The organism is Streptomyces sp. NPDC096176 (genome assembly GCF_044763255.1).
Classification (GTDB): domain Bacteria; phylum Actinomycetota; class Actinomycetes; order Streptomycetales; family Streptomycetaceae; genus Streptomyces.
Map to the genome: position 1 here is coordinate 123,782 of NZ_JBIWFV010000006.1, position 20,650 is coordinate 144,431.

Sequence of the window (20,650 nt, forward strand, 5' to 3'; positions counted from 1 at the left end):
GGTGAGGCTGGTTACAGCCGGGTGGCTCAGAGGCCGAGTTCGACCTCGAACTCGCCCGCCTCAAGGATCGCCTTGACCGTCGTCAGGTAGCGGGCGGCGTCCGCGCCGTCCACCAGACGGTGGTCGTAGGAGAGCGCGACGTACGTCATGTCGCGGATCGCGATCGTCTCGCCGAGGTCCGGGTGGTTCACGACCACCGGGCGGCGGACCGTGGCGCCGATGCCCAGGATGGCGACCTGGTTCGGCGGCACGATGATCGTGTCGAACAGCGCACCGCGCGAGCCGGTGTTGCTGATGGTGAAGGTCGCACCGGCGAGGTCGTCCGGCGTGATCTTGCTGGCGCGCACGGCGCCCGCGAGCTCGGCGGTCTTCTTGGCGATACCGGCGAGGTTCAGGTCGCCCGCACCCTTGATGACCGGCGTCATCAGACCCTTCTCGGAGTCGACGGCGATGCCGATGTTCTCCGAGTCGAAGTACGTGATGGTGCCCTCGGCCTCGTTGATCCGGGCGTTGATGACCGGGTGGGCCTTCAGCGCCTGGGCGGCGGCCTTGACGAAGAACGGCATCGGGGAGAGCTTGACGCCCTCACGGGCCGCGAACGAGTCCTTCGCACGGGCGCGCAGCTTCATCAGCTTGGTGATGTCGACCTCGACGACCGAGGTCAGCTGGGCCTGGTCGTGCAACGCCTTCATCATGTTGTCGCCGATGACCTTGCGCATGCGGGTCATCTTGACCGTCTGACCGCGCAGCGGGGACACCTCGAGCTTCGGCGCCTGCGCCGCGGCCGGTGCGGCAGCGGCGGCGGGAGCCGGTGCGGCGGCCTTGGCGGCCTCCGCGGCGGCGATGACGTCCTGCTTGCGGATACGGCCGCCGACGCCGGTGCCCTTGACGGAGCCGAGGTCGACGCCGTTCTCGGCGGCCAGCTTGCGGACCAGCGGGGTCACGTACGCGTCGCTCGCCTCGACGGAGGCGGGCGCCGCCGGAGCCGGAGCCGCGGGGGCGGCCTGGGCCGGGGCGGGAGCGGGAGCGGCCGGTGCCGGGGCGGCCGGTGCCGGGGCAGCCTGGGCCGGGGCGGGCGCGGGAGCCGGAGCCGCCGGGGCGGGAGCCGGTGCGGCGGGGGCCTCGGCCTGTGCCGGAGCCGGAGCCGGAGCGGCCGGGGCGGCGGCCGGAGCCGCGCCCTTCTCGCCGATGACGGCCAGCTTGGCGCCGACCTCGGCGGTCTCGTCCTCGGCGACCACGATCTCGAGCAGCACACCGGAAGCCGGGGCCGGGATCTCGGTGTCGACCTTGTCCGTGGAGACCTCGAGCAGCGGCTCGTCCTCCGTGACCTCGTCGCCGACCTCCTTGAGCCAGCGGGTGACGGTGCCCTCGGTGACGCTCTCGCCGAGCGCCGGAAGGACGACGTCGGTGCCGGATGCGCCACCGGCGGGGGCGGCGGCCGGAGCTGCCGGGGCCTCGGCGGCCGGAGCGGGCGCGGCCTCGGCGGCCGGAGCGGGCGCGGCGGGCGCCTCGGCCGGAGCCGGGGCGGGGGCAGCGGCCTCGGCGGCAGCCGGCTCAGCGGCAGGCGCGCCGCTGCCGTCGTCGATGACGGCCAGCTCGGCGCCGACCTCTACGGTCTCGTCCTCGGCGACCTTGATGGACGCCAGCACTCCGGCGGCAGGGGCGGGGATCTCGGTGTCGACCTTGTCGGTCGACACCTCGAGCAGCGGCTCGTCGGCCTCTACACGCTCTCCCTCGGCCTTCAGCCAGCGGGTGACAGTGCCCTCGGTGACGCTCTCGCCGAGCGCCGGAAGGGTTACGGAAACCGCCATGGTTTCAGTTGCTCCTTACGAATGGTGCGGAAGTGGTCGTCGCGCCCGGACTGATCAGTCGTGGGAGTGCAGCGGCTTGCCGGCAAGGGCCAGGTGGGCCTCGCCGAGGGCCTCGTTCTGCGTCGGGTGCGCGTGGATGAGCTGCGCGACCTCGGCCGGCAGAGCCTCCCAGTTGTAGATCAGCTGCGCTTCGCCGACCTGCTCGCCCATACGGTCACCGACCATGTGGACGCCGACCACGGCGCCGTCCTTGACCTGGACGAGCTTGATCTCGCCCGCGGTCTTGAGGATCTTGCTCTTGCCGTTGCCCGCGAGGTTGTACTTCAGGGCGACGACCTTGTCCGCACCGTAGATCTCCTTGGCCTTGGCCTCGGTGATACCGACGGAGGCGACCTCGGGGTGGCAGTACGTCACCCGCGGCACGCCGTCGTAGTCGATGGGGACGATCTTGAGACCGGCCAGCCGCTCCGCCACCAGCATGCCCTCGGCGAAGCCGACGTGCGCGAGCTGGAGCGTCGGGACCAGGTCGCCGACCGCGGAAATGGTGGGAACGTTGGTCTGCATGTACTCGTCGACGAGGACGTAGCCGCGGTCCATCGCGACGCCCTGCTCCTCGTAGCCGAGACCGGCCGAGACCGGGCCGCGGCCGATGGCGACCAGAAGCACCTCGGCCTCGAAGGTCTTGCCGTCCGCGAGGGTGACGCGCACACCGGTCTCGGTGTACTCGGCCTTCTCGAAGAAGGTGCCGAGGTTGAACTTGATGCCGCGCTTGCGGAACGCGCGCTCAAGAAGCTTCGAAGAGTTCTCGTCCTCGACCGGGACCAGGTGCTTGAGGCCCTCGATGACGGTGACGTCGGTGCCGAAGGACTTCCACGCCGAGGCGAACTCGACGCCGATGACGCCGCCGCCCAGGATGATCGCGGACTGCGGGACGCGGTCCAGCTTGAGGGCGTGGTCCGAGGAGATGATGCGGTTGCCGTCGATGTCCAGGCCCGGCAGCGACTTCGGCACGGAGCCGGTCGCCAGCAGGACGTGGCGGCCCTGGACACGCTGGCCGTTGACGTCGACGGAGGTGGGGGAGGACAGGCGGCCCTCACCCTCGATATAGGTCACCTTGCGGGAGGCGACCAGACCCTGCAGACCCTTGTAGAGGCCCGAGATCACGTCGTCCTTGTACTTGTGGACACCGGCGATGTCGATGCCCTCGAAAGAGGTCTTGACACCGAACTGGTCGGCTTCACGAGCCTGGTCCGCGATCTCGCCGGCGTGCAGCAGAGCCTTCGTGGGGATGCATCCGTTGTGCAGGCAGGTGCCGCCGAGCTTGTTCTTCTCGATCAGTGCGACGTCCAGGCCCAGCTGAGCTCCGCGCAGCGCCGCAGCGTAACCGCCGCTACCACCGCCGAGGATCACTAGGTCGAAAACGGTGCTGGCGTCGTTCGCCACGTCACGTCCTCCATGCATGTGCGCCGTTCGCCGGTCGTCCATGACCGGGCGGCGGCTGGTATTCGGCCGCTTAGTCTTCGGCCCTGTGGTGGGGGCCCTGTCCTGCCGAGAACCCATCTTCGCACTTGTCGACGGGCGGCGGGACGCGGGGCCGGAGCTTGAGATGGTGACCTTGAGCGCTTTTACGGGTTACCGAGTCGTAGCCAACGCGGGGAAGCGGGGTGTTGTTCCCGGAGGTGGTGGGACTGCGGTGCAGCCCGTCCGGCGAGGGTGCGCGCCGCCGGAGCGACACGCACCCACAGCGTCAGCCCAGGTCGCCGGCGGCCGTGCGCTCCGCCAGCTTCACCAGCGTGCGGACCGCCGACCCGGTGCCGCCCTTCGGCGTGTAGCCGTACGGCGCACCCTCGTGGAACGCCGGGCCCGCGATGTCCAGGTGCGCCCAGGTGATGCCTTCGCCCACAAACTCCTTCAGGAACAGGCCGGCGACCAGGCCGCCGCCCATGCGCTCGCCCATGTTGGCGATGTCCGCGGTCGGCGAGTCCATGCCCTTGCGCAGGTCGGCGGGGAGCGGCATCGGCCAGGACGCCTCGCCGACCTCCTCGGCGATCTCGTGGATGGAGGTACGGAAGGCGTCGTCGTTGGCCATGATCCCGAACGTGCGGTTGCCCAGTGCCAGCACCATCGCGCCGGTAAGGGTCGCCACGTCGACGATCGCGTCCGGGTTCTCCTCGGAGGCCCGGGTCAGCGCGTCGGCGAGCACCAGCCGGCCCTCGGCGTCGGTGTTGAGCACCTCGACCGTCTTGCCGCTGTACATGCGCAGCACGTCACCGGGGCGGGTGGCGGTGCCGGACGGCATGTTCTCGGCGAGCGCCAGCCAGCCGGTGACGTTGACCGCGACGCCCAGGCGGGCGGCCGCGACAACGGCGGCGAACACGGCGGCCGCGCCGCTCATGTCGCACTTCATCGTCTCGTTGTGGCCGGCCGGCTTCAGGGAGATGCCGCCCGAGTCGTAGGTGATGCCCTTGCCGACCAGCGCCAGCGTCTTCGCGCCCTTGGAGTGGGTGTAGGAGAGCTTCACCAGGCGGGGCGGGTTCTGCGAGCCCTGGCCGACGCCGAGGATGCCGCCGAAGCCGCCCTTGACGAGCGCCTTCTCGTCCAGCACCTGCACCTTGACGCCGTGCTCCTTGCCGGCGGCCGTGGCCACGGCGGCGAAGGCCTCGGGGGTGAGGTCGTTCGGCGGGGTGTTGATCAGGTCACGGGCGCGGTTGATCTCCTCGGTGACCGCGATCGCACGCTCGGCGGCCGCCTTGAACGCCTTGTCGCGGGGCTTGGCGCCCAGCAGGGCGACCTCGGCCAGCGGCTTCTTGGCGTCCTTGCCGTTTTCCTGGTAGGCGGTGAAGGCGTACGCGCCGAGCAGCGCGCCCTCGGCGATGGCCTCCGCGTCCTCCACGGACTCTATGGGGAGCGCGAAGCCGGCCTTCTTGGAACCGGTCAGCGCGCGGGCCGCGGCACCGGCCGCACGCCGCAGCGCCTCGGTGCCGAACGCCTCGTCGTTCTCCGGCACGCCGCCGAGGCCGACCGCGATCACGACCGGGGTCTTCAGGCCGGCGGGCGCGGGGAGCTTGGTGACCTCGCCCTCGCCACCGCCGGCGCCGAGGGTCTCGAGGACGGAGGCGAGCTTCCCGTCGAACGCCTTGTCGACGGCCTCGGCGCCCGGCACGACGACCGGGCCCTTGGCGCCCTTCGCCACGCCGACCACGATGGCGTCGGCGCGGAGCGTCGCAGCGCCTGCAGTGCTGAGAGTGAGAGCAGTCACGGTGGTGAAATCTCGCTTCCGTTGAGTTCCGAGGGTCCGGCGAGGTGGATCGACACCCCACTCGGGAGAGAGCCTACGCGCGGCCCCATGTATCGCTCACGGCGGCGGCGGTTCACTCATCCGTGGTTTCTCTTTCACGTTTGCCCGGGAGATCGTGAGAGCTCAGCCACACTCACCATATTCGGGCAGGGGAGCGTGGGGCTCCTTTGCGTCATCTCCACAGAACCTCCTTGCGCCTCAAGGGCGTTGAGGGTGGTGTGCGAGGGGGGACACGGATGGAACTGCACGGTGCACGGGCGAGCGGGCCCGCCGGCTCTCGGCGTCCGGAGGCAGCGAAGGACGCGACCGCTCGGGGATCCGGCGCGGGACCGACGGCCGACGGCGCCGGGTTGACGGATCGGCCCCACCCGGCCGCGTCGGCCCGCCCCGCCGGCTCCGGGCGGGGCGGGGCAGCCGCGCGGGTGGCGCGAGGCGTCGCCGTCGGCGTCGCCGCCGTCACGCCGCCGCGCTGACGCTGAGCATGGGCGCCGCCGAGTGGCTGCTGCACCGTTTTCGCAGCAAGGCGCTTGCCGGGCTGCGCGCGAGCACCACCTCGGCCGCTTTCCGCCGCAGCGCCGCAGCGCCGCAGCCGTGCTCGCGCGATGCCTCACCGCGTATCTCACGACGCCGGCCGTGCTCGCGCTCGCCGGGACGCTCCTGTGGCCCGGCGCCCCCGCCCCCGACGGACCGCGGACGGCGACCGTGCTGCTCATCGGCGCGGTGCTGTGGACAGGGCTGCTGCTCCAGTCGTTCGGCCCGGCGCACACGGCCGCCGCGGTGTGCGCCGGGGCGGCAGCCGTGCACACGCCGGCCCTGTTCACCGGTACCGGCAGCCCCCGTGTCGTCGGGCTGTGCGTCGCGGTCGTCGCCGCCTGCGCGCTTGCCGTGGTCGGCTGTGTTCTGCTGGGCCGTGCCACCGCCCACCGTCATTGACCCACTCCCTCTGGAACCGCCCGTGAAAAGCCTGTTGGTGCCGTTCTACGAGCACCCCGCCGACCGGCCCGACGCCTGGGACGCCGTCGTGGCCGCCGCTCCGCGCCTCTACGGCGTCGTGCTCAACCCGGCCGACGGACCCGGCACCGCCCCCGACCCGGGGTTCGCCGCAGTGGCCGCGCGGCTGCGGCGGGCCGGGGTGCGCCTCCTCGGCTACACCGACACCGACTACGGCCGCCGTCCGCACGCCGACGTGCTGCGGGACCTGGCCCGCCACCGCGACTGGTACGGCGCCGACGCGGCCTTCCTCGACCAGGTCTGCTCCGGGCCCGACGCGCTGCCCCACTACCGGCGGCTCGCGGACGCGGCCCGCGCGTCGGGCGCCGCCACCCTGGCGCTGAACCACGGCGTCCACCCCGACCCCGCGTACGCCGAACTCGCCGACCTGCTGGTCACGTTCGAAGGCCCCTGGGACGCCTACCGCACGGCCGGCGTCCCGACCTGGACCGCCGCTCATCCGCCCGAACGGTTCTGTCATCTCGTCTACGCCGCGCCGCCCGGCGCCCGCGCGGGCGCCGCCGTCCACTGCGTCGTCCCCGGTTCGGGCGCCCACCCGTGGGGCACCCTTCCGCACACCCTGGAGCCTGCGCGTTGAACGCCGGTCCTGTGAACGCCCGTCCTGTGAACGCCCGTGCTGCGAGTGCCCGCCGGTCGCGAGGCGCGTCCCTTCTTCTGGTGCTGCTCCTGCTGCTGTGCGCGGGCTGCACCACCACCGGCCCCGACGATCCCGAACCCTCGGCGCCGACCCAGCCGACCCAGCCGACCATGCCCGCCGGGCAGCGGTGGCTGCCGAAGCCGGGCCTCGCCTGGCAGTGGCAGCTCAGCGGGCGCCTCGACCCGACCGTCGACGTACCGGTCTACGACATCGACGGCTTCGACCACCCCGCCTCCGCCGTCGCCGACCTCCACCGCCGCGGCCGGAAAGTCATCTGCTACTTGTCCACCGGGGCCTGGGAGGACTTCCGCCCCGACGCCGACCGCTTCCCGAAGTCGGTCCTCGGCCGCGGCAACGGCTGGAAGGGCGAGCGCTGGCTCGACATCCGCCGCATCGACATCCTCGAACCGCTCATGGCCGAGCGGATCGACATGTGCCGTGACAAGGGCTTCGACGCGGTCGAGCCCGACAACATGGACGCCTACGCCAACCCCACCGGCTTCCCCGTCACCGCCGCCGACCAGCTCCGCTACAACCGCCTGATCGCGCGCCTGGCGCGCGAGCGCGGCCTGTCCGTCGGCCTGAAGAACGACCTCGACCAGATTCCCGAGCTCGTCGACGACTTCGACTTCGCCGTGAACGAGCAGTGTGCGGAGTACGACGAATGCGACGCCCTGACCCCGTTCGTCCGCGCGGGCAAGGCGGTGTTCCACGTCGAGTACGAGCTGGCGACGGACGAGTTCTGCCCGCAGACGCTCCGGCTGCGGCTCAGCTCGATGCTGAAGAAGTACGAGCTGGGGGTGTGGCGCGAGCCGTGCGCATGAGGGCGGGGCGCCGGCGGGATGTGACGCAGCCGGCGGAACAGAACCGTCAGCCCACCACCAGCGCCACCAGCGCCACCGTGCCCGCCGTCTCCGCCAGTGCCCCGAACACATCGCCCGTCACCCCGCCGAAGCGCCGCACACAGTGCCGCAGCAGCAGCTGTGCCGCGAGGAGCCCGGCCGCCAACGCCAGTGCGTGGTGCAGTGCGCCGTACGGGCCGAAGAGCGCACCCGCGCCCGCCGCGCAGGCCATGACGAGCACCGCCGCGACACCCCCCGCGCGTCCGGGAACAGTCTCCGCGACCACCGCCCCCAGGCCGTCGGGGCGGGCCGCGGGAACGCCCTTGCGGGACGCGAGAGTCAGCGCCAGCCGGGCGGTGACGGCGGACACCGCCGCGGCCATCACGCCGGTCGCCCAGCCCCGCGCGTACAGCTCCGCGAGTGCCGCGACCTGACCGAGCAGGACGAAGAGCAGGGTGATGACACCGAACGGACCGATGTCCGACTGCTTCATGATGCGTAGCGCGTCCTCCGCCGGCCTGCCGCTGCCCAGCCCGTCGGCGGTGTCCGCGAGGCCGTCCAGGTGCAGGCCCCGGGTGAGGGCCGCGGGCACCGCCGCCGTGGCCACGGCGGCGAGCAGGGGGCCGGCGCCCAGCAGCATCAGCAGGCCGCCGAGCGCCGCGGCGAACAGGCCGACCACCAGACCGGCGAGCGGCGCGCAGAGCATGCCGGCGCGGGCGGCCTCGCGGTCCCAGCGGGTGACACGGACCGGGAGTACGGTCAGGGTGCCGAAAGCGAAACGTATGCCGTGCGCGCAGGCCAGTGCAGCAGTCCGAGGTGTCATCGCGCGAAGGGTAGCCCGGCGCCCGTGACGGTAAATTGCGCATAACACGCGAATCGGGAGCGGGTGGCATGGGTCACTGGTTTTACCGCAACATCGTCGAGCCGGGGAAACTCCCGATGCTCATCGCGCTGGCCTCCTTCGTGGTGACCTTCCTGGCGACCCGCACCATCACCCGGATGATCCGCGCGGGCAGGGGCCCCTTCACCAACGTCTCGCCCGGCGGACTGCACATCCATCATGTGGTGCCCGGCGTCATCCTCATGGTCATCGGCGGTTTCTGGGCCGTCGGCACCGGCAGGTACGGCGTCTCCGCCTCGGTCTGTGCCGTCGTCTTCGGGGTCGGTGCCGGTCTCGTCCTCGACGAGTTCGCGCTGATCCTCCATCTCGCCGACGTCTACTGGACCGAACAGGGCCGGCAGAGCGTCGAGGTCGTTGTCCTCGCCGTCGCTCTCGCGCTGCTCGTCCTCGGCGGCTCCGTGCCGCTCGGCGTGAACGAACTGACCCCGGACGAACGCGAGGACCGTGCCTTGGTGATGCTCACCATCGCCGCCAACTTCCTCTTCGTGCTCGTCACCGCCTTCAAGGGGAAGGGGCGCATGGCGCTCATCGGCACGCTCGTCCCGCTGGTGGCGCTCGTCGGCGCGGTGCGTCTCGCGCGGCCCTCCTCGCCTTGGGCCCGGCGCTTCTACCGCAACAGGCACAAGGCCCGGGCGAGGGCCGCACTGCGCAGGTTCCGACACGACCGGCGCTGGAACCGGCCGCGCCGGGCGTTTCAGGACTTCATCGGTGGTGCTCCGGACCAGCTGCCGACCCGCAAGCGGCGCTGACGGCGGCGATTTCTCAGCTCGGTCGCCGCGCACACGACCAGCACGGCCGCGATCGACGCGAGATGCTCCTTGCCGGCGAGGTTGTTCTTCACCAGGACCTCGGCCACCATCGCCGCCACGACCAGCCCCATGGTCAACCACGCCCGGTAGCGGTGACAGACGTAGACCGCGAGCCCGACGACGGCCGCCGACGGTCCGGTGTCCACGACCTGAGCGTCGGAGGCCGGCAGCCCGAGCGGACCGTCCGGGCCGACCGCGATCCCGATCCGGGCGTACGCGGTCCCGGCCAGCGTCGACGCGTAGGCGACCACCAGCGTCCGCGGCCTGCCCAGAGTGATCTCCGCGATGCCGAACACCAGCAGGATCTGGGCCAGCGCGCCCCACACGGGAAGATCCAGCGCCGGCACGAACAACGACAGCGGTGTCCGCAGCAGCGCGAGCCAGAGAGGGTCCTCGGCCCGTACGAAGCCGATGTCGCGGACCGGTTCCAGCCCCCACGGCTGGTTCTGCACGAGATGGAGCAGGGCTGTCAGGCAGACAACGGCGAGCGTCATCGGTACGGCCCGCCACCGCCGGGCGTCGAGTGCCGCGTGGACCGCCCCGTACAGCGGGCCCCACTCGCGGCGCGCGAACGCGGACGCCGTGTTCAACGCCGGCTCTCCAGATGTCTGCGGTGCAGCCACTTGGGCAGGCCGGGTGCGTCCAGGAAGCCCTCGGCCCGTCCGGCGGCGAGGCCGATGCGCAGCAGGTCGGCGCTCTTCTCGAAGAGCATGAAACGCGGCTCCCAGATCGGTCGGTACTTGGCATTGGCGCGGTACAGCGACTCGATCTGCCACCAGCGGGAGAAGAAGCCGAGGAGCGAACGCCACAGCCTCAGTACCGGTCCCGCACCGAGCTTCGAGCCACGTTCGAAGACCGATCTGAACATCGCGAAGTTCAGCGAGACCTGAGTGATCCGGATCTCCTTCGCGCGCTGCAGGAGTTCGATCACCATGAATTCCATCAGGCCGTTGTCGGCATCCCGGTCACGCCGCATCAGGTCCAGGGACAGGCCCTTTGGCCCCCAGGGAACGAAGCTGAGCAGCGCCCGCAGCGTGCCCTCGCCGTCGGCGCACTCGAGCATCACGCAGCGGCCGTCCGCCGGGTCGCCGAGCCGTCCCAGCGCCATGGAGAATCCACGCTCGCTCTCCCCGTCCCGCCAGTCGTCCGCGCGCCGCAGCAACTCGTCCATCTCGTCGGCGGGGATGTCCTCGTGCCTGCGGATGCGCACCTGGTACCCGGCCCGCTTCACGCGGTTGTAGGCCTGGCGCACGGTCCGCATCGCACGCCCCTCGAGCGTGAACTCGGCGGTCTCCACGATCGCCTCGTCGCCGAGCTCCAGCGCGTCCATGCCGTGCCGCGCGTACACCGTCCCGGCCTCCTCGCCGGCCCCCATCACCGCCGGGATCCAGCCGTGCTCGCGCGCCTGGGCCAGCCACGGCCCGATCGCGCCCGGCCAGGCCTCCGGATCGCCGATCGGGTCGCCGGACGCGAGCGACACACCGCCGACCACCCGGTAGGCCACGGCCGCCTTGCCCGTCGGCGACCACACGAGGCTCTTCTCGCGGCGGAGCGCGAAGTAGCCCAGCGAGTCCCGTTCGCCGTACCGCTCCAGCAGGGCGCGGAGCTTCGCCTCGTCCTCCTCGGTGATGGGGTCGACGGCCCGGCGCGAACGGAAGGCCGCGTACAGCACGGCGAGCAGCAGCAGCGTCGACATGATGTTGATGAGGACGTCGGCCCAGCCGGGGCTGGTGATGGTGGGGAAGCGGTCGTCGTCGACATCGATGGACACCAGCCGCATCGCGCCGTAGCGCCAGCGCTCGAGGAAGGTGGAGCGTTCCGGCGAGGTGTTGGTCGCGGTGACGAGCAGCGCCGCGAGCAGCGACGTGATGAGCAGCCCGCCGACGGCGACGCCCGCGGCAAGCTTCGGGTTGGAGCGGTCGCCCTTGGCGTAGAACGCGCGCCGGCCGAGCAGCGACGCGGCCATGAAGGCGGCGGTCAGGAGGAAGGAGACCCAGTTCTGTGGGTGCTGCCGGATCTCGGGATGCGTCAGGGCGACGGCGAAGAGCAGCAGGAAGAGTCCGCAGAGCACCACATTGAGGATCCAGGCGGCCCGCTTGCGGCGGCGCATGGTGATGGCGAGGAAGAGCGCGAAGAGGCCCGAGGCGAAGCCCGCGGTGAGCAGGTAGGGCGTGAAGTAGTCGTCCTCGTTGTGGCGGCGCAGGTCGTTGCCGAACGAGACCCAGACGGCGCCCAGAAAGTTGATGAACGCCACGACGCGCAGGTACCAGATGGTGAACGCGGCACTGCGCCGGGAGCGGTCGGTGTCGGCATGCGTGACCGCGCCGTCACCGGATGAACGGACTCTTCCGGCTTCTCCCATGAAAAGGGATCATATGGGGCATGGCGCCTCGCCGGGGGTGGGCGACGGCCGGGCGGTGGAGCACCGCTCACGGCCGCCCCGCCCGGGGCGCAGGGCCCGGCTCGTCACTCCGCCGCCTCCGGGACCTCGTACTCCGGCAGCTCGGCCGCCTCCGGCACTTCGCGCTCCGGCAGCTCTGCCGCCAGCGCGGCCGCCGCCTGTACGAGGGGGAGGGCCAGCAGTGCACCCGTTCCCTCGCCGACCCTCACGCCGTGATCGAGCACCGGATTGAGCGCCATCCGGTCCAGCGCCTTCGCCTGCGCCGGTTCGCCGCTCATCTGGCCCGCGATCCACCAGTCCGGTGCGCGGAACGCCGCACGCTGCCCGACCAGCGCGCATGCCGCCGAGACCACCCCGTCCAGAATCACCGGCATCCGGCGCACCGCACTCTGCAGCAGGAACCCGGTCGTCGCGGCCAGGTCCGCGCCGCCGACGGCCGCCAGCAGCTCCAACTGGTCGCCCAGCACCGGCCGGGCCCGCCGCAGCGCGTCCCGGATCGCCGCGCACTTGCGCATCCAGGCCAGGTCGTCGATGCCCTCACCGCCGCGGCCTGTCACGACAGAGGCGTCCGTGCCGCACAGTGCCGCGATCAGGGTCGCGGCCGGCGTCGTACCGCCGACGCTCACGTCACCGAGGACCACCAGGTCGGTCCCGGAGTCCGCCTCCTCGTCGGCGATCGCCATGCCGAGCCGTACGGCCTGCTCCGCCTCCTCGACCGTGAGGGCGTCCTCGATGTCGATACGACCGCTGCCGCGTCGCACCCGGTGGCGTACCACGTCCTTCGGCAGCAGCTTCGGGTCGCAGTCCAGGCCGGCGTCGACGACCCGCATCGGCACACCACACCTGCGTGCCAGAACGGCCACCGGGCTCGCGCCCTCCAGCACGTTCCGCACCAGCCGGTACGCGCTGCCCGACTCCCGGGAGGACACGCCCAGTTCGGCGACGCCGTGGTCACCGGCGAACAGCACCACGCGGGGGTGCTCGATCGCCTTGACCGGGACCGACGCCTGCGCGGCGGCCAGCCACTCGCCCAGCTCGTCGAGTCGGCCCAGCGCACCGGGCGGCACGATCAGCCGCTCCCGGCGTTCCTCGGCGTCACGCCGCGTTCCGCTGTCGGGGCGCTCGATCAGATCGGAGAAGTCGTCGAGATTCAGCCTGCTCATTCGCCGAACAGTACCGGCACCGCCCCGAACTCAGCCGCGCAGTACGAGAGCCTGGCCCGCGACCACCAGGAGCACATGCTCGCACTCGTCGGCGAATGCCGCGTTCAGCCGTCCCAGCTCGTCGCGGAAGCGCCTGCCGGAGGCGGTGGCGGGGACGACGCCGGAACCCACCTCGTTCGTCACGGCCACCACCGTACGAGTCGTCGCGCGTACCGCCGCGACCAGTTCGGCGACCCGCTCGCGCAGTGCCCGCTCGCCCGATGCGGACCAGCGCTCGTCGTCCCAGGCGCCGACCTTGTCCATCGCGTCCGTCAGCCACAGCGACAGACAGTCGATCAGCACCGGCGGCCCGTCCTCCGCGAGCACCGGCACCAGGTCGCAGGTCTCCGCCGTACGCCACGAGCCCGGCCTGCGGTCACGGTGCGCGGCGACCCGTGCGGCCCACTCCGTGTCGCCTTCCCGGCCGCCGCCCGTCGCGACGTACAGCACGCCGGGGAAGGCCTCCAGCCGCCGCTCGGCCTCCATCGACTTCCCCGAACGGGCCCCGCCCGTCACCAGAGTCCGCCGCGGCACGTCCGGCACCGCGTGGTACTCGCCGACGATCAGCGTGGTCCCGTCCGGCACGGCACGGGCACCCGAAGCGGCCAGACGCCGAGTCAGCTCCAAGCCGCCGGGGACGTCGTGGTCGAGGTGCACGGCGACCACGTCCGTCGTCGAACCGATCGCGCCCGACGCGCGCAGCCGTGCCACCGCGTCGGGGCGGCCCACCACGTCGGCGACCACCATCGCGTACGCGGCGAGCCCTTCCGCGAGTCCGGCCGGCGCCGCGCCCGGCGGCAGGTAGAGCAGCCGCTCGCCGTCGGGGGACGTCACCTCGTACCCGGTGCCGGGGTGGTCCATCGGAACGGCCCGCACCCGGTGACCGCTGATCAGCGTCAACTCCCGTCCGTCGGGCACCCTGCCCGCCGTCGGCAGCCCGGCGGGCAGATCCACGGCCGGTCCGTCGTGAGGATGCGTCAGCAGTACCTGCCGTACGCCCACCAGCGAGTGCCCCGCCCGCGCAGCGGCCAGCGCGGCGCCCGGGGTGAGATCGAGAAGCAGTGCGCCGTCGACGAGCAGCGCGGTCGCCGCCCGCGCCTCGGGCCCGCGTGCGGTGGCGCACACGGCGCAGGGGCAGTCGGGCCGGGGGAGACCGGCGGGCGCGCCGGTGCCGAGCAGAGTCAGTTCCACGCCTCTGATCCTGCCGTCTCGCCCCCGGCGGTGCGCGCCCGGCTACGCTGCGGGCAGCAAACTGATCAGCTTGCCCTAGGGACCTGGGAGGCGCACATGGCGTGGACGTGGCGGTTCGAGAAGTCGGACGGTACGGAGGTCCAGCCTGCGGTGGAGCCGGAGGAGTTCACGACGCAGGGCGACGCGGAGTCCTGGATCGGCGAGTACTGGAAGCAGCTCCAGGAGGGCGGCGCGGACCAGGTCGTCCTCTCGGAGGACGGCACGAAGATCTACGGCCCGATGAGCCTCCACGAGTCCTGACCGTCGGCGCCGGGGGCCCGCGCCACACGGCGTGGCGCCCCCGGCGTGTCTCGGGGGCGTCGGCCAGGCCCCGCATCCTGAAGATCAGATCTCCCCGAGGGTGACCTCCACGGTCCGCGCGCTGCCCGCTCGCTCCACGGTGACGGACACCTTCTCACCAGGCTGTCGCGAGGCCAGGGCCTCCGCCAGGGACGTGATCGTGGTGATCTCCGTGCCGCCGACCCTGGTGATGATGTCTCCCGGTCGCAGGCCCGCCCGCTCCGCCGCGCCGCCCCTCGTCACGGAGACCACGGCCACCCCGGAGGGGCGGTAGTCGTCGTCCAGCACGGTACGGCCGGTGATGCCGAGAGCCGCCCGGCCCGAGTCCCTCACCTCGCCGTACTCAATGATCTGGTCGGCGACCGTCTTCACCATCGAGGCGGGGATCGCGAAGCCGATACCGGGCGCCGCGCTGCCCTCGAGGCCGGGGTCGGACGCGGCCAGCGTCGGGATGCCGATGATCTCGCTGCTCAGGTTCACGAGTGCGCCGCCGCTGTTACCGGGGTTGATCGCGGCCGACGTCTGCACCATGTTGCCGAGCGTCGCCCCCGTCCCGCCGCCCTCACTGCTCTCGCTCACCGTGCGGCCGACCGCGGAGACGATGCCCTGGGTGACGCTGCTCGACAGGCCGAGAGGCGACCCCATCGCGAGGACGATCTGGCCGACGGCGACCTCGGACGAGTCGCCGAGGCGGGCCGCCCGCAGCCCCGGCGGTACCGACCGGAGCTTGATGACGGCGAGATCCTGCTCGGGAAAGGCCGACACCAGGGAGGCGGTCAGAGGCTGCTCACCGGTGGCGACGGTGACCTCGAAGTCCCTGCCCCGGCCCACCACATGCGCGTTGGTGACGATGTGGCCCTGGTCGTCGTAGACGATCCCGGAGCCGAGGCCCTCCTCGGCCTCGATCTGGACGACCGAGGGCAGCACGTTCTTGATGACTTCCCGGTAGTCGGCTTCCAGCTCGCTCACGGCGGCGGGGGCGTCTGCCGCCGCCCCGGTGGAGGTCGCCGGTGCGGGCCCGGAGACGGGGGAGCAGCCCATCGAGAGCGTGATCACGCAGAGCGCGGCGGTCGCGAGCAGCAGCAGCCCGCGTGCGGACCGACCGGGGCGAGGGGATGCGTCCATGCCCGGAGTATCCCTTTTGCCACCGCGCCGGTGCTCGAGGTACGCCGCCGATCAGGGGCATGGACAGTGCCGTGCCACCGGCGACGCGGTCGCGGCGCCGAACGGTCAGTTCCGCCGCACTCCGCACAGGTGCAGCAGCGCCGCCACCCGGCGGTACGGGTCCGTGCGGCCGGCCTTCTCCTCGAGCGCGAGCACGCGCTCCAGCTCCTGTGCGGCCGGGAGTTCGACCTCGTTGCCCACGCTGTCGGTGAAGATCCGCACTCCGTACCAGGCGTGCAGCGGCGCGGCGATCCCCGAAAGCGTCGCGGTCAGCGCCTCCAGCCGGTCGGCCCGTACCTTCAGCCCCAGCCGGTTGGTGTAGGTGTCCGTCTCGAAGGCGTCCAGCGCCGTCTGCCAGTCGCCGGCCATCCCCGGCCGGACGGCCAGCGCGTCGCCGTTGCGTACGAGCAGCGACAGCAGACCGCCGGGCGCCAGCATCCGGGCCAGGCCCGCGAGCATCGCGTCCGGCTCCTCGACGTACATCAGCACCCCGTGGCACAGCACCACGTCGAAGCTGCCCGGCAGGAAGTGCACACCGGTGTCCCGGCCGTCGCCCTCCACGAGCCGGACCCGCTCCCGGATTCCGGCCGGTTCGCCCGCGAGCGCGTCACGGGCCGCCTTCAGCATCACCGCGTCGGACTCCAGGCCGGTGACCGTGTGACCGGCGCGTGCCAGCCGCAGGGCCTGCGTTCCCTGGCCCATGCCGACATCGAGCACACGCAGCCGCTGACCGACCGGATAACGCGCGGTGACCTGTTCCTCGAGCTGACGGGCCACGAGCTCCTGGCGGACGGTGTTGCGCAGTCCGCCCGCACCGGCCAGCCAGTTCGCGGACGCCTCGGCCGTGAAACCGGACAGCCGCGAGGAATCGGTGCTCAGGGCCGCTCTCCGCGCTTGACCTGCGGCTTGGGGAGGCGCAGCCGACGCATCTGGAGCGTACGCATCAGGCCGTAGGCCACGGCGCCGCGCTTCGGCTCGTTCGGGAAGCGCTCCCTGAGCTGCTTCTTGAGCCGCATCGCCAGACCGATCGAGTCGATGACGATCAGCACGATGACGCCCAGCCAGAGCAGCAGCGCCACGTTCTGCAGCTGCGCGACCCGGACCATGCTCAGCACCAGGATCACCACCGCGAGCGGCAGGAAGAACTCGGCGATGCAGAAGCGGGAGTCGACGAAGTCGCGCACGAAGCGCCGCACCGGACCCTTGTCACGGGCCGGCAGGTAACGCTCGTCGCCGCTGGCGAGGGCCTCGCGCTGCTTGGCCAGGTCCGCACGGCGGGCCTCGCGCTGGCGCTTCATCGCCTCCTTGCGGTCCGCCGGGGCACCGCTGGAGGCACGGCGGCGCTGGCCCTGTGCCTCACTGCGCTTCGGCGTCGGGCGGCCCTTGGGGGCCTCGGGGCTGCGGGGCTGCTTGGAGAGGTCCGCCGTCACCTTGCCGGTGGGGGCCTTCTCTTCCTTGGAACGGCTACGGAACACAAAACCCAAGGGTACGGGGTGCCGGGCATGGACCCCACCCCGGTGGGGAACGATCCCGCAACGGCGTGCGTCCGTATCGGACAGAACGGGACGCCGTGCACAGGTTCCCTGACTCCCACCTACTCCTTGCGCCGGATCGGGGCCGTGGGCAGTCGTCCTTGGGGATGAGCGCATCCGCGTCCGAACAGTGCGGTAATGGATGCAGGGCCCGTAGGCTGGGTTCTGTTGGAGTGCTGAAGCCGTAGTCCGTCAGAAGGGGGCGCGCGAAGCCCATGAGCGGTGTCATGAAGCGTATGGGGATGATCTTCCGCGCGAAGGCGAACAAGGCCCTCGACCGGGCCGAGGATCCGCGCGAGACCCTCGATTACTCCTACCAGAAGCAGCTGGAGCTGCTGCAGAAGGTGCGCCGCGGAGTCGCCGACGTGGCGACTTCCCGCAAGCGCCTCGAGCTGCAGCTGAACCAGCTCCAGGGACAGTCCTCCAAGCTCGAGGACCAGGGCCGCAAGGCGCTGGCGCTCGGCCGCGAGGACCTGGCGCGCGAGGCGCTCTCCCGCCGCGCCGCGCTCCAGCAGCAGGTCACCGACCTCGAGACCCAGCACCAGACGTTGCAGGGCGAGGAGGAGAAGCTGACCCTCGCCGCGCAGCGGCTCCAGGCCAAGGTCGACGCCTTCCGTACGAAGAAGGAGACCATCAAGGCCACCTACACCGCGGCCCAGGCGCAGACCAGGATCGCGGAGTCGTTCTCCGGCATCTCGGAGGAGATGAGCGACGTCGGCGTCGCGATCCAGCGGGCCGAGGACAAGACCGCCCAGCTCCAGGCGCGGGCCGGCGCGATCGACGAGCTGCTCGCCTCCGGCGCCCTCGATGACCAGTCGGGACTGGCGAAGGACGACATCCAGGCCGAGCTGGACCGCCTCTCCGGCGGCACGGACGTCGAGCTGGAGCTTCAGCGCATGAAGGCGGAACTGGCCGGCGGACCGACGGCTTCGAAGCAGGCCATCGAAGGCGGCGCCGGAGGTGCCCAGGACGCCGCGCAGCAGCAGAGCACCCCGCACAAGTTCGACAAGCAGTAAGGACTCGTCATGATCGTACGGATCATGGGGGAGGGGCAGCTGGAGGTGGCCGAGAGCCACCTCCCCGAGCTGAACAAGCTCGACGACGAACTGCTCGCGGAGATGGAGAGCGGCGATGGGCCCGGCTTCCGCCGGACCCTGCAGGCGCTGCTGGAGAAGGTCCGCGCACTCGGTGAGCCGCTGCCCGACGCTTCCCTGGAACCGTCCGAACTGATCCTTCCGGCCGCTGAGGCGACGCTCGAGGAGGTCCGGGAACTCCTGGGCGAGGACGGCCTGATCCCGGCGCCGGACGCCCCCAGGGCCTGACGCGCCCGGCACTCCGACAGCGCACGACCGGCGAGGGTCTCGCGTTGGATCGGGCCGGGCTCGCGGGCCCTGGCACGCACACTGATCCGGGCTGATCCCACGAAGGATCCTGCACCCGGACCGCCGTACGGCGGTCCGGTGGGGCCCCACGCCGCCAGGCATAGGGGGCGGAACCACTGGTTCCGGAAAGCGGCGGTGCGGGCGACGGCCCGCGCAGCCGCCGCCGCTCACGCCGTAACGTTGACCGACGTGACCTCACTCGCCGCCCGCTACGACCGCACCCGCCGCTGGCTGCGCGAGCACCCCCTCGCGTTCGACGGCGCCCTGGCCGTCGCCGCGCTGATCTGCATGGTCGCCGGTTCCTTCGCCGAACCCAACGGCCCGCACGGCCCGGCCTTCGGCACCCGCAGCCCCGACCTGCGCAGCATCGTCCTGATAGTGGTCGCCGCCGCCGCGCTCGTCTTCCGCCGCCGCGCTCCGATGGCCGTGCTCTCGGTCACCGGCGCGCTGTCCGTCGTCGAGCTCGTCGCGGGCGACCCCGCCGCACCCGTAGCGATGAGCGCCGTCATCGCCCTGTTCACCGTCGCCGCCCGTACCGACCGGCCCACCACTTGGCGGGTGGGCCTGTTGACGATGGCCGTGCTGACCGGCTCCGCGATGTTCTTCGGCTCGAGCCCCTGGTACACGCAGGAGAACCTGGGCATCTTCGCCTGGACCGGCATGGCCGCCGCGGCGGGCGACGCCGTGCGCAGCCGCCGAGCCTTCGTCGACGCGATCAGGGAGCGGGCCGAGCGCGCCGAACGGACCCGTGAGGAGGAGGCAGGGCGTCGGGTCGCGGAGGAGCGGCTGCGGATCGCCCGCGATCTGCACGACGTGGTCGCGCATCACATCGCGCTGGTCAACGTCCAGGCCGGGGTCGCCGCGCATGTCATGGACAAGCGGCCCGACCAGGCCAAGGAGGCCCTCGCCCACGTACGGGAGGCCAGCCGCTCCGCGCTGAACGAGCTGCGCGCCACGGTCGGGCTGCTGCGCCAGTCGGGAGACCCGGAGGCGCCCACCGAACCTGCTCCCGGTCTCGCCGTCCTCGACGAACTGGTCGCCACCTTCCGGCACGCCGGCCTCCCCGTCGAGGTCGCCCGTGCCGACGATTCCGCGATTCTGTCCGCGGCCGTCGACCTCGCCGCGTACCGGATCATCCAGGAGGCGCTGACCAATGTGCAGAAGCACGCCGGCCCGGACGCGAAGGCCGAGGTGAGTGTGGTGCGGGTGGGCTCGAGGCTGGAGGTCACCGTCATCGACAACGGCCCCGCCACACGCAACGGCCCCGTCGACGCCGTCCCCTCGGACGGCGGAGGCCACGGCCTGATCGGCATGCGCGAACGCGTGACCGCGCTCGGCGGCACCCTCACCGCCGGCCCCCGCTACGGAGGGGGCTTCCGGGTGCAGGCGATACTGCCGCTGGAGGCGCGGGGTGCCCGCGCGGGAGAGGACACATGACGATCAGGGTGCTGCTCGCCGACGACCAGACGCTGCTGCGCAGCGCCTTCCGGGTCCTCGTGGACTCCGAGCCGGACATGGAGGTGGTCGGGGAGGCGGCGGACGGCGCCCAGGCCGTGGCGCTGGCCCGTTCCGAGCGGGCCGATGTGGTGCTGATGGACATCCGGATGCCCGGCACGGACGGGCTCGCCGCCACCAGAATGATCAGCGCGGACCCCGAGCTGTCACACGTACGGGTTGTCATGCTGACCACCTTCGAAGTGGACGAGTACGTCGTGCAGTCGCTGCGGGCCGGTGCCTCCGGCTTCCTCGGCAAGGGCGCCGAGCCGGACGAGCTGCTCAGCGCCATCCGTATCGCCGCGGCGGGCGAGGCGCTGCTGTCACCGGCGGCGACGAAGGGGCTGATCGCCACGTTCCTCGCGCAGGGCGGGAGCGCGCTGGACGGCCTCGCGTCGCAGCAGTACTCCGAGCGGCTTTCGGTGCTCACCGTGCGCGAGCGCGAGGTGCTGGTCCTGGTGGCCGGCGGGCACTCCAACGACGAGATCGCGGAACAGCTCGAGGTCAGCCCGCTCACGGTCAAGACCCATGTGAACCGCGCGATGGCCAAACTCGGCGCCCGTGACCGCGCTCAGCTGGTCGTCACCGCGTACGAGTCGGGGCTGGTACGTCCAAGGGTGGAGTGAGCCCGGGAGA

General features: G+C 71.9%; 20 protein-coding genes. 9 read left to right on the plus strand and 11 right to left on the minus strand.

Going from position 1 to position 20,650, the window contains the following annotated elements:
* Nucleotides 1–26 precede the first annotated feature (26 nt).
* From sucB to ACIQ7Q_RS18235, 3 genes are all read right to left on the minus strand, one after another.
* Nucleotides 27–1,811 (minus strand): 2-oxoglutarate dehydrogenase, E2 component, dihydrolipoamide succinyltransferase, encoded by a 1,785-nt coding sequence (gene sucB / locus ACIQ7Q_RS18225; RefSeq protein WP_403862498.1) that lies wholly within the window; start codon nucleotides 1,809–1,811, stop codon nucleotides 27–29.
* 54 nt (nucleotides 1,812–1,865) lie between these two features.
* Nucleotides 1,866–3,254 carry a dihydrolipoyl dehydrogenase gene (gene lpdA, locus ACIQ7Q_RS18230; RefSeq protein ID WP_403862501.1) on the minus strand — a complete coding sequence of 463 codons (1,389 nt, stop codon included), beginning with the start codon at nucleotides 3,252–3,254 and terminating at the stop codon, nucleotides 1,866–1,868.
* A 304-nt stretch (nucleotides 3,255–3,558) separates the two neighbouring features.
* A complete protein-coding gene (locus ACIQ7Q_RS18235; protein ID WP_403862504.1) occupies nucleotides 3,559–5,070 on the minus strand; it encodes a leucyl aminopeptidase in 1,512 nt (503 codons plus the stop codon).
* A 630-nt stretch (nucleotides 5,071–5,700) separates the two neighbouring features.
* Here ACIQ7Q_RS18235 and ACIQ7Q_RS18240 point away from each other — a divergent pair.
* The 3 genes from ACIQ7Q_RS18240 (at nucleotide 5,701) to ACIQ7Q_RS18250 (ending at nucleotide 7,581) form a co-directional block, all read left to right on the plus strand.
* Complete coding sequence (locus ACIQ7Q_RS18240; protein WP_403862507.1) at nucleotides 5,701–6,042, plus strand: hypothetical protein; 342 nt, start codon at nucleotides 5,701–5,703, stop codon at nucleotides 6,040–6,042.
* 22 nt (nucleotides 6,043–6,064) lie between these two features.
* Nucleotides 6,065–6,697 carry a spherulation-specific family 4 protein gene (locus ACIQ7Q_RS18245; RefSeq protein WP_403862510.1) on the plus strand — a complete coding sequence of 211 codons (633 nt, stop codon included), beginning with the start codon at nucleotides 6,065–6,067 and terminating at the stop codon, nucleotides 6,695–6,697.
* A gap of 80 nt (nucleotides 6,698–6,777) precedes the next feature.
* Nucleotides 6,778–7,581 (plus strand): endo alpha-1,4 polygalactosaminidase, encoded by an 804-nt coding sequence (locus ACIQ7Q_RS18250; RefSeq protein WP_403862513.1) that lies wholly within the window; start codon nucleotides 6,778–6,780, stop codon nucleotides 7,579–7,581.
* 46 nt (nucleotides 7,582–7,627) lie between these two features.
* On the opposite strand, the gene cobS is transcribed toward ACIQ7Q_RS18250, so the two are convergent.
* The gene (gene cobS, locus ACIQ7Q_RS18255; RefSeq protein WP_403862516.1) at nucleotides 7,628–8,422 is read right to left on the minus strand and encodes an adenosylcobinamide-GDP ribazoletransferase; all 795 of its coding nucleotides are present in this window, start codon (nucleotides 8,420–8,422) and stop codon (nucleotides 7,628–7,630) included.
* A gap of 68 nt (nucleotides 8,423–8,490) precedes the next feature.
* Between cobS and ACIQ7Q_RS18260 the strand changes: the two genes are divergently transcribed.
* Nucleotides 8,491–9,249, plus strand: coding sequence for a hypothetical protein (locus tag ACIQ7Q_RS18260; RefSeq protein WP_403862520.1), 759 nt, complete (start codon nucleotides 8,491–8,493; stop codon nucleotides 9,247–9,249).
* Here the strand turns inward: ACIQ7Q_RS18260 and ACIQ7Q_RS18265 are convergent.
* The 4 genes from ACIQ7Q_RS18265 to ACIQ7Q_RS18280 all read right to left on the minus strand — a co-directional run bounded on the left by ACIQ7Q_RS18265 (nucleotide 9,195) and on the right by ACIQ7Q_RS18280 (nucleotide 14,103).
* Nucleotides 9,195–9,899 carry a hypothetical protein gene (locus ACIQ7Q_RS18265; protein WP_403862523.1) on the minus strand — a complete coding sequence of 235 codons (705 nt, stop codon included), beginning with the start codon at nucleotides 9,897–9,899 and terminating at the stop codon, nucleotides 9,195–9,197. The genes ACIQ7Q_RS18260 and ACIQ7Q_RS18265 overlap by 55 nt on opposite strands.
* Nucleotides 9,896–11,671: a phosphatidylglycerol lysyltransferase domain-containing protein gene (locus tag ACIQ7Q_RS18270; RefSeq protein WP_403862526.1), complete on the minus strand. Its 1,776-nt coding sequence runs from the start codon at nucleotides 11,669–11,671 to the stop codon at nucleotides 9,896–9,898. The genes ACIQ7Q_RS18265 and ACIQ7Q_RS18270 overlap by 4 nt, the downstream gene beginning before the upstream one ends.
* Before the next feature lie 104 nt (nucleotides 11,672–11,775).
* The gene (gene cobT, locus ACIQ7Q_RS18275) at nucleotides 11,776–12,864 is read right to left on the minus strand and encodes a nicotinate-nucleotide--dimethylbenzimidazole phosphoribosyltransferase (RefSeq protein ID WP_403863562.1); all 1,089 of its coding nucleotides are present in this window, start codon (nucleotides 12,862–12,864) and stop codon (nucleotides 11,776–11,778) included.
* Between the two features lie 39 nt (nucleotides 12,865–12,903).
* Nucleotides 12,904–14,103 carry a bifunctional adenosylcobinamide kinase/adenosylcobinamide-phosphate guanylyltransferase gene (locus tag ACIQ7Q_RS18280; protein ID WP_403862529.1) on the minus strand — a complete coding sequence of 400 codons (1,200 nt, stop codon included), beginning with the start codon at nucleotides 14,101–14,103 and terminating at the stop codon, nucleotides 12,904–12,906.
* Between the two features lie 96 nt (nucleotides 14,104–14,199).
* Here ACIQ7Q_RS18280 and ACIQ7Q_RS18285 point away from each other — a divergent pair, with 96 nt between their 5' ends.
* Nucleotides 14,200–14,403, plus strand: coding sequence for a hypothetical protein (locus ACIQ7Q_RS18285; RefSeq protein ID WP_403862532.1), 204 nt, complete (start codon nucleotides 14,200–14,202; stop codon nucleotides 14,401–14,403).
* A gap of 84 nt (nucleotides 14,404–14,487) precedes the next feature.
* Here ACIQ7Q_RS18285 and ACIQ7Q_RS18290 read toward each other — a convergent pair whose 3' ends face one another.
* The 3 genes from ACIQ7Q_RS18290 to ACIQ7Q_RS18300 all read right to left on the minus strand — a co-directional run bounded on the left by ACIQ7Q_RS18290 (nucleotide 14,488) and on the right by ACIQ7Q_RS18300 (nucleotide 17,081).
* Nucleotides 14,488–15,567 (minus strand): S1C family serine protease, encoded by a 1,080-nt coding sequence (locus ACIQ7Q_RS18290; protein ID WP_403862535.1) that lies wholly within the window; start codon nucleotides 15,565–15,567, stop codon nucleotides 14,488–14,490.
* A gap of 105 nt (nucleotides 15,568–15,672) precedes the next feature.
* Nucleotides 15,673–16,383 (minus strand): class I SAM-dependent methyltransferase, encoded by a 711-nt coding sequence (locus ACIQ7Q_RS18295; RefSeq protein WP_403862538.1) that lies wholly within the window; start codon nucleotides 16,381–16,383, stop codon nucleotides 15,673–15,675.
* A gap of 98 nt (nucleotides 16,384–16,481) precedes the next feature.
* Complete coding sequence (locus ACIQ7Q_RS18300; RefSeq protein WP_403862541.1) at nucleotides 16,482–17,081, minus strand: DUF3043 domain-containing protein; 600 nt, start codon at nucleotides 17,079–17,081, stop codon at nucleotides 16,482–16,484.
* Between the two features lie 272 nt (nucleotides 17,082–17,353).
* Here ACIQ7Q_RS18300 and ACIQ7Q_RS18305 point away from each other — a divergent pair, with 272 nt between their 5' ends.
* The 4 genes from ACIQ7Q_RS18305 (at nucleotide 17,354) to ACIQ7Q_RS18320 (ending at nucleotide 20,640) form a co-directional block, all read left to right on the plus strand.
* Nucleotides 17,354–18,154 carry a PspA/IM30 family protein gene (locus ACIQ7Q_RS18305; RefSeq protein WP_403862544.1) on the plus strand — a complete coding sequence of 267 codons (801 nt, stop codon included), beginning with the start codon at nucleotides 17,354–17,356 and terminating at the stop codon, nucleotides 18,152–18,154.
* A gap of 9 nt (nucleotides 18,155–18,163) precedes the next feature.
* Nucleotides 18,164–18,460 (plus strand): hypothetical protein, encoded by a 297-nt coding sequence (locus tag ACIQ7Q_RS18310; RefSeq protein WP_403862546.1) that lies wholly within the window; start codon nucleotides 18,164–18,166, stop codon nucleotides 18,458–18,460.
* Nucleotides 18,461–18,700: 240 nt separating this feature from the next.
* Complete coding sequence (locus tag ACIQ7Q_RS18315) at nucleotides 18,701–19,957, plus strand: sensor histidine kinase (protein ID WP_403862549.1); 1,257 nt, start codon at nucleotides 18,701–18,703, stop codon at nucleotides 19,955–19,957.
* Nucleotides 19,954–20,640: a response regulator gene (locus ACIQ7Q_RS18320; RefSeq protein ID WP_403862552.1), complete on the plus strand. Its 687-nt coding sequence runs from the start codon at nucleotides 19,954–19,956 to the stop codon at nucleotides 20,638–20,640. The genes ACIQ7Q_RS18315 and ACIQ7Q_RS18320 overlap by 4 nt, the downstream gene beginning before the upstream one ends.
* The last annotated feature ends 10 nt before the right edge of the window (nucleotides 20,641–20,650 follow it).

Excerpts from the sequence above, each read along its gene's own strand:
- ACIQ7Q_RS18290 (WP_403862535.1), bottom strand. The coding sequence starts at position 15,567 with ATGGACGCATCCCCTCGCCCCGGTCGGTCCGCACGCGGGCTGCTGCTG.
- ACIQ7Q_RS18270 (WP_403862526.1), bottom strand. The coding sequence starts at position 11,671 with ATGGGAGAAGCCGGAAGAGTCCGTTCATCCGGTGACGGCGCGGTCACG.
- ACIQ7Q_RS18260 (WP_403862520.1), top strand. The coding sequence starts at position 8,491 with ATGGGTCACTGGTTTTACCGCAACATCGTCGAGCCGGGGAAACTCCCG.
- ACIQ7Q_RS18320 (WP_403862552.1), top strand. The coding sequence starts at position 19,954 with ATGACGATCAGGGTGCTGCTCGCCGACGACCAGACGCTGCTGCGCAGC.
- cobS (WP_403862516.1), bottom strand. The coding sequence starts at position 8,422 with ATGACACCTCGGACTGCTGCACTGGCCTGCGCGCACGGCATACGTTTC.
- ACIQ7Q_RS18310 (WP_403862546.1), top strand. The coding sequence starts at position 18,164 with ATGATCGTACGGATCATGGGGGAGGGGCAGCTGGAGGTGGCCGAGAGC.
- ACIQ7Q_RS18285 (WP_403862532.1), top strand. The coding sequence starts at position 14,200 with ATGGCGTGGACGTGGCGGTTCGAGAAGTCGGACGGTACGGAGGTCCAG.
- ACIQ7Q_RS18305 (WP_403862544.1), top strand. The coding sequence starts at position 17,354 with ATGAGCGGTGTCATGAAGCGTATGGGGATGATCTTCCGCGCGAAGGCG.
- sucB (WP_403862498.1), bottom strand. The coding sequence starts at position 1,811 with ATGGCGGTTTCCGTAACCCTTCCGGCGCTCGGCGAGAGCGTCACCGAG.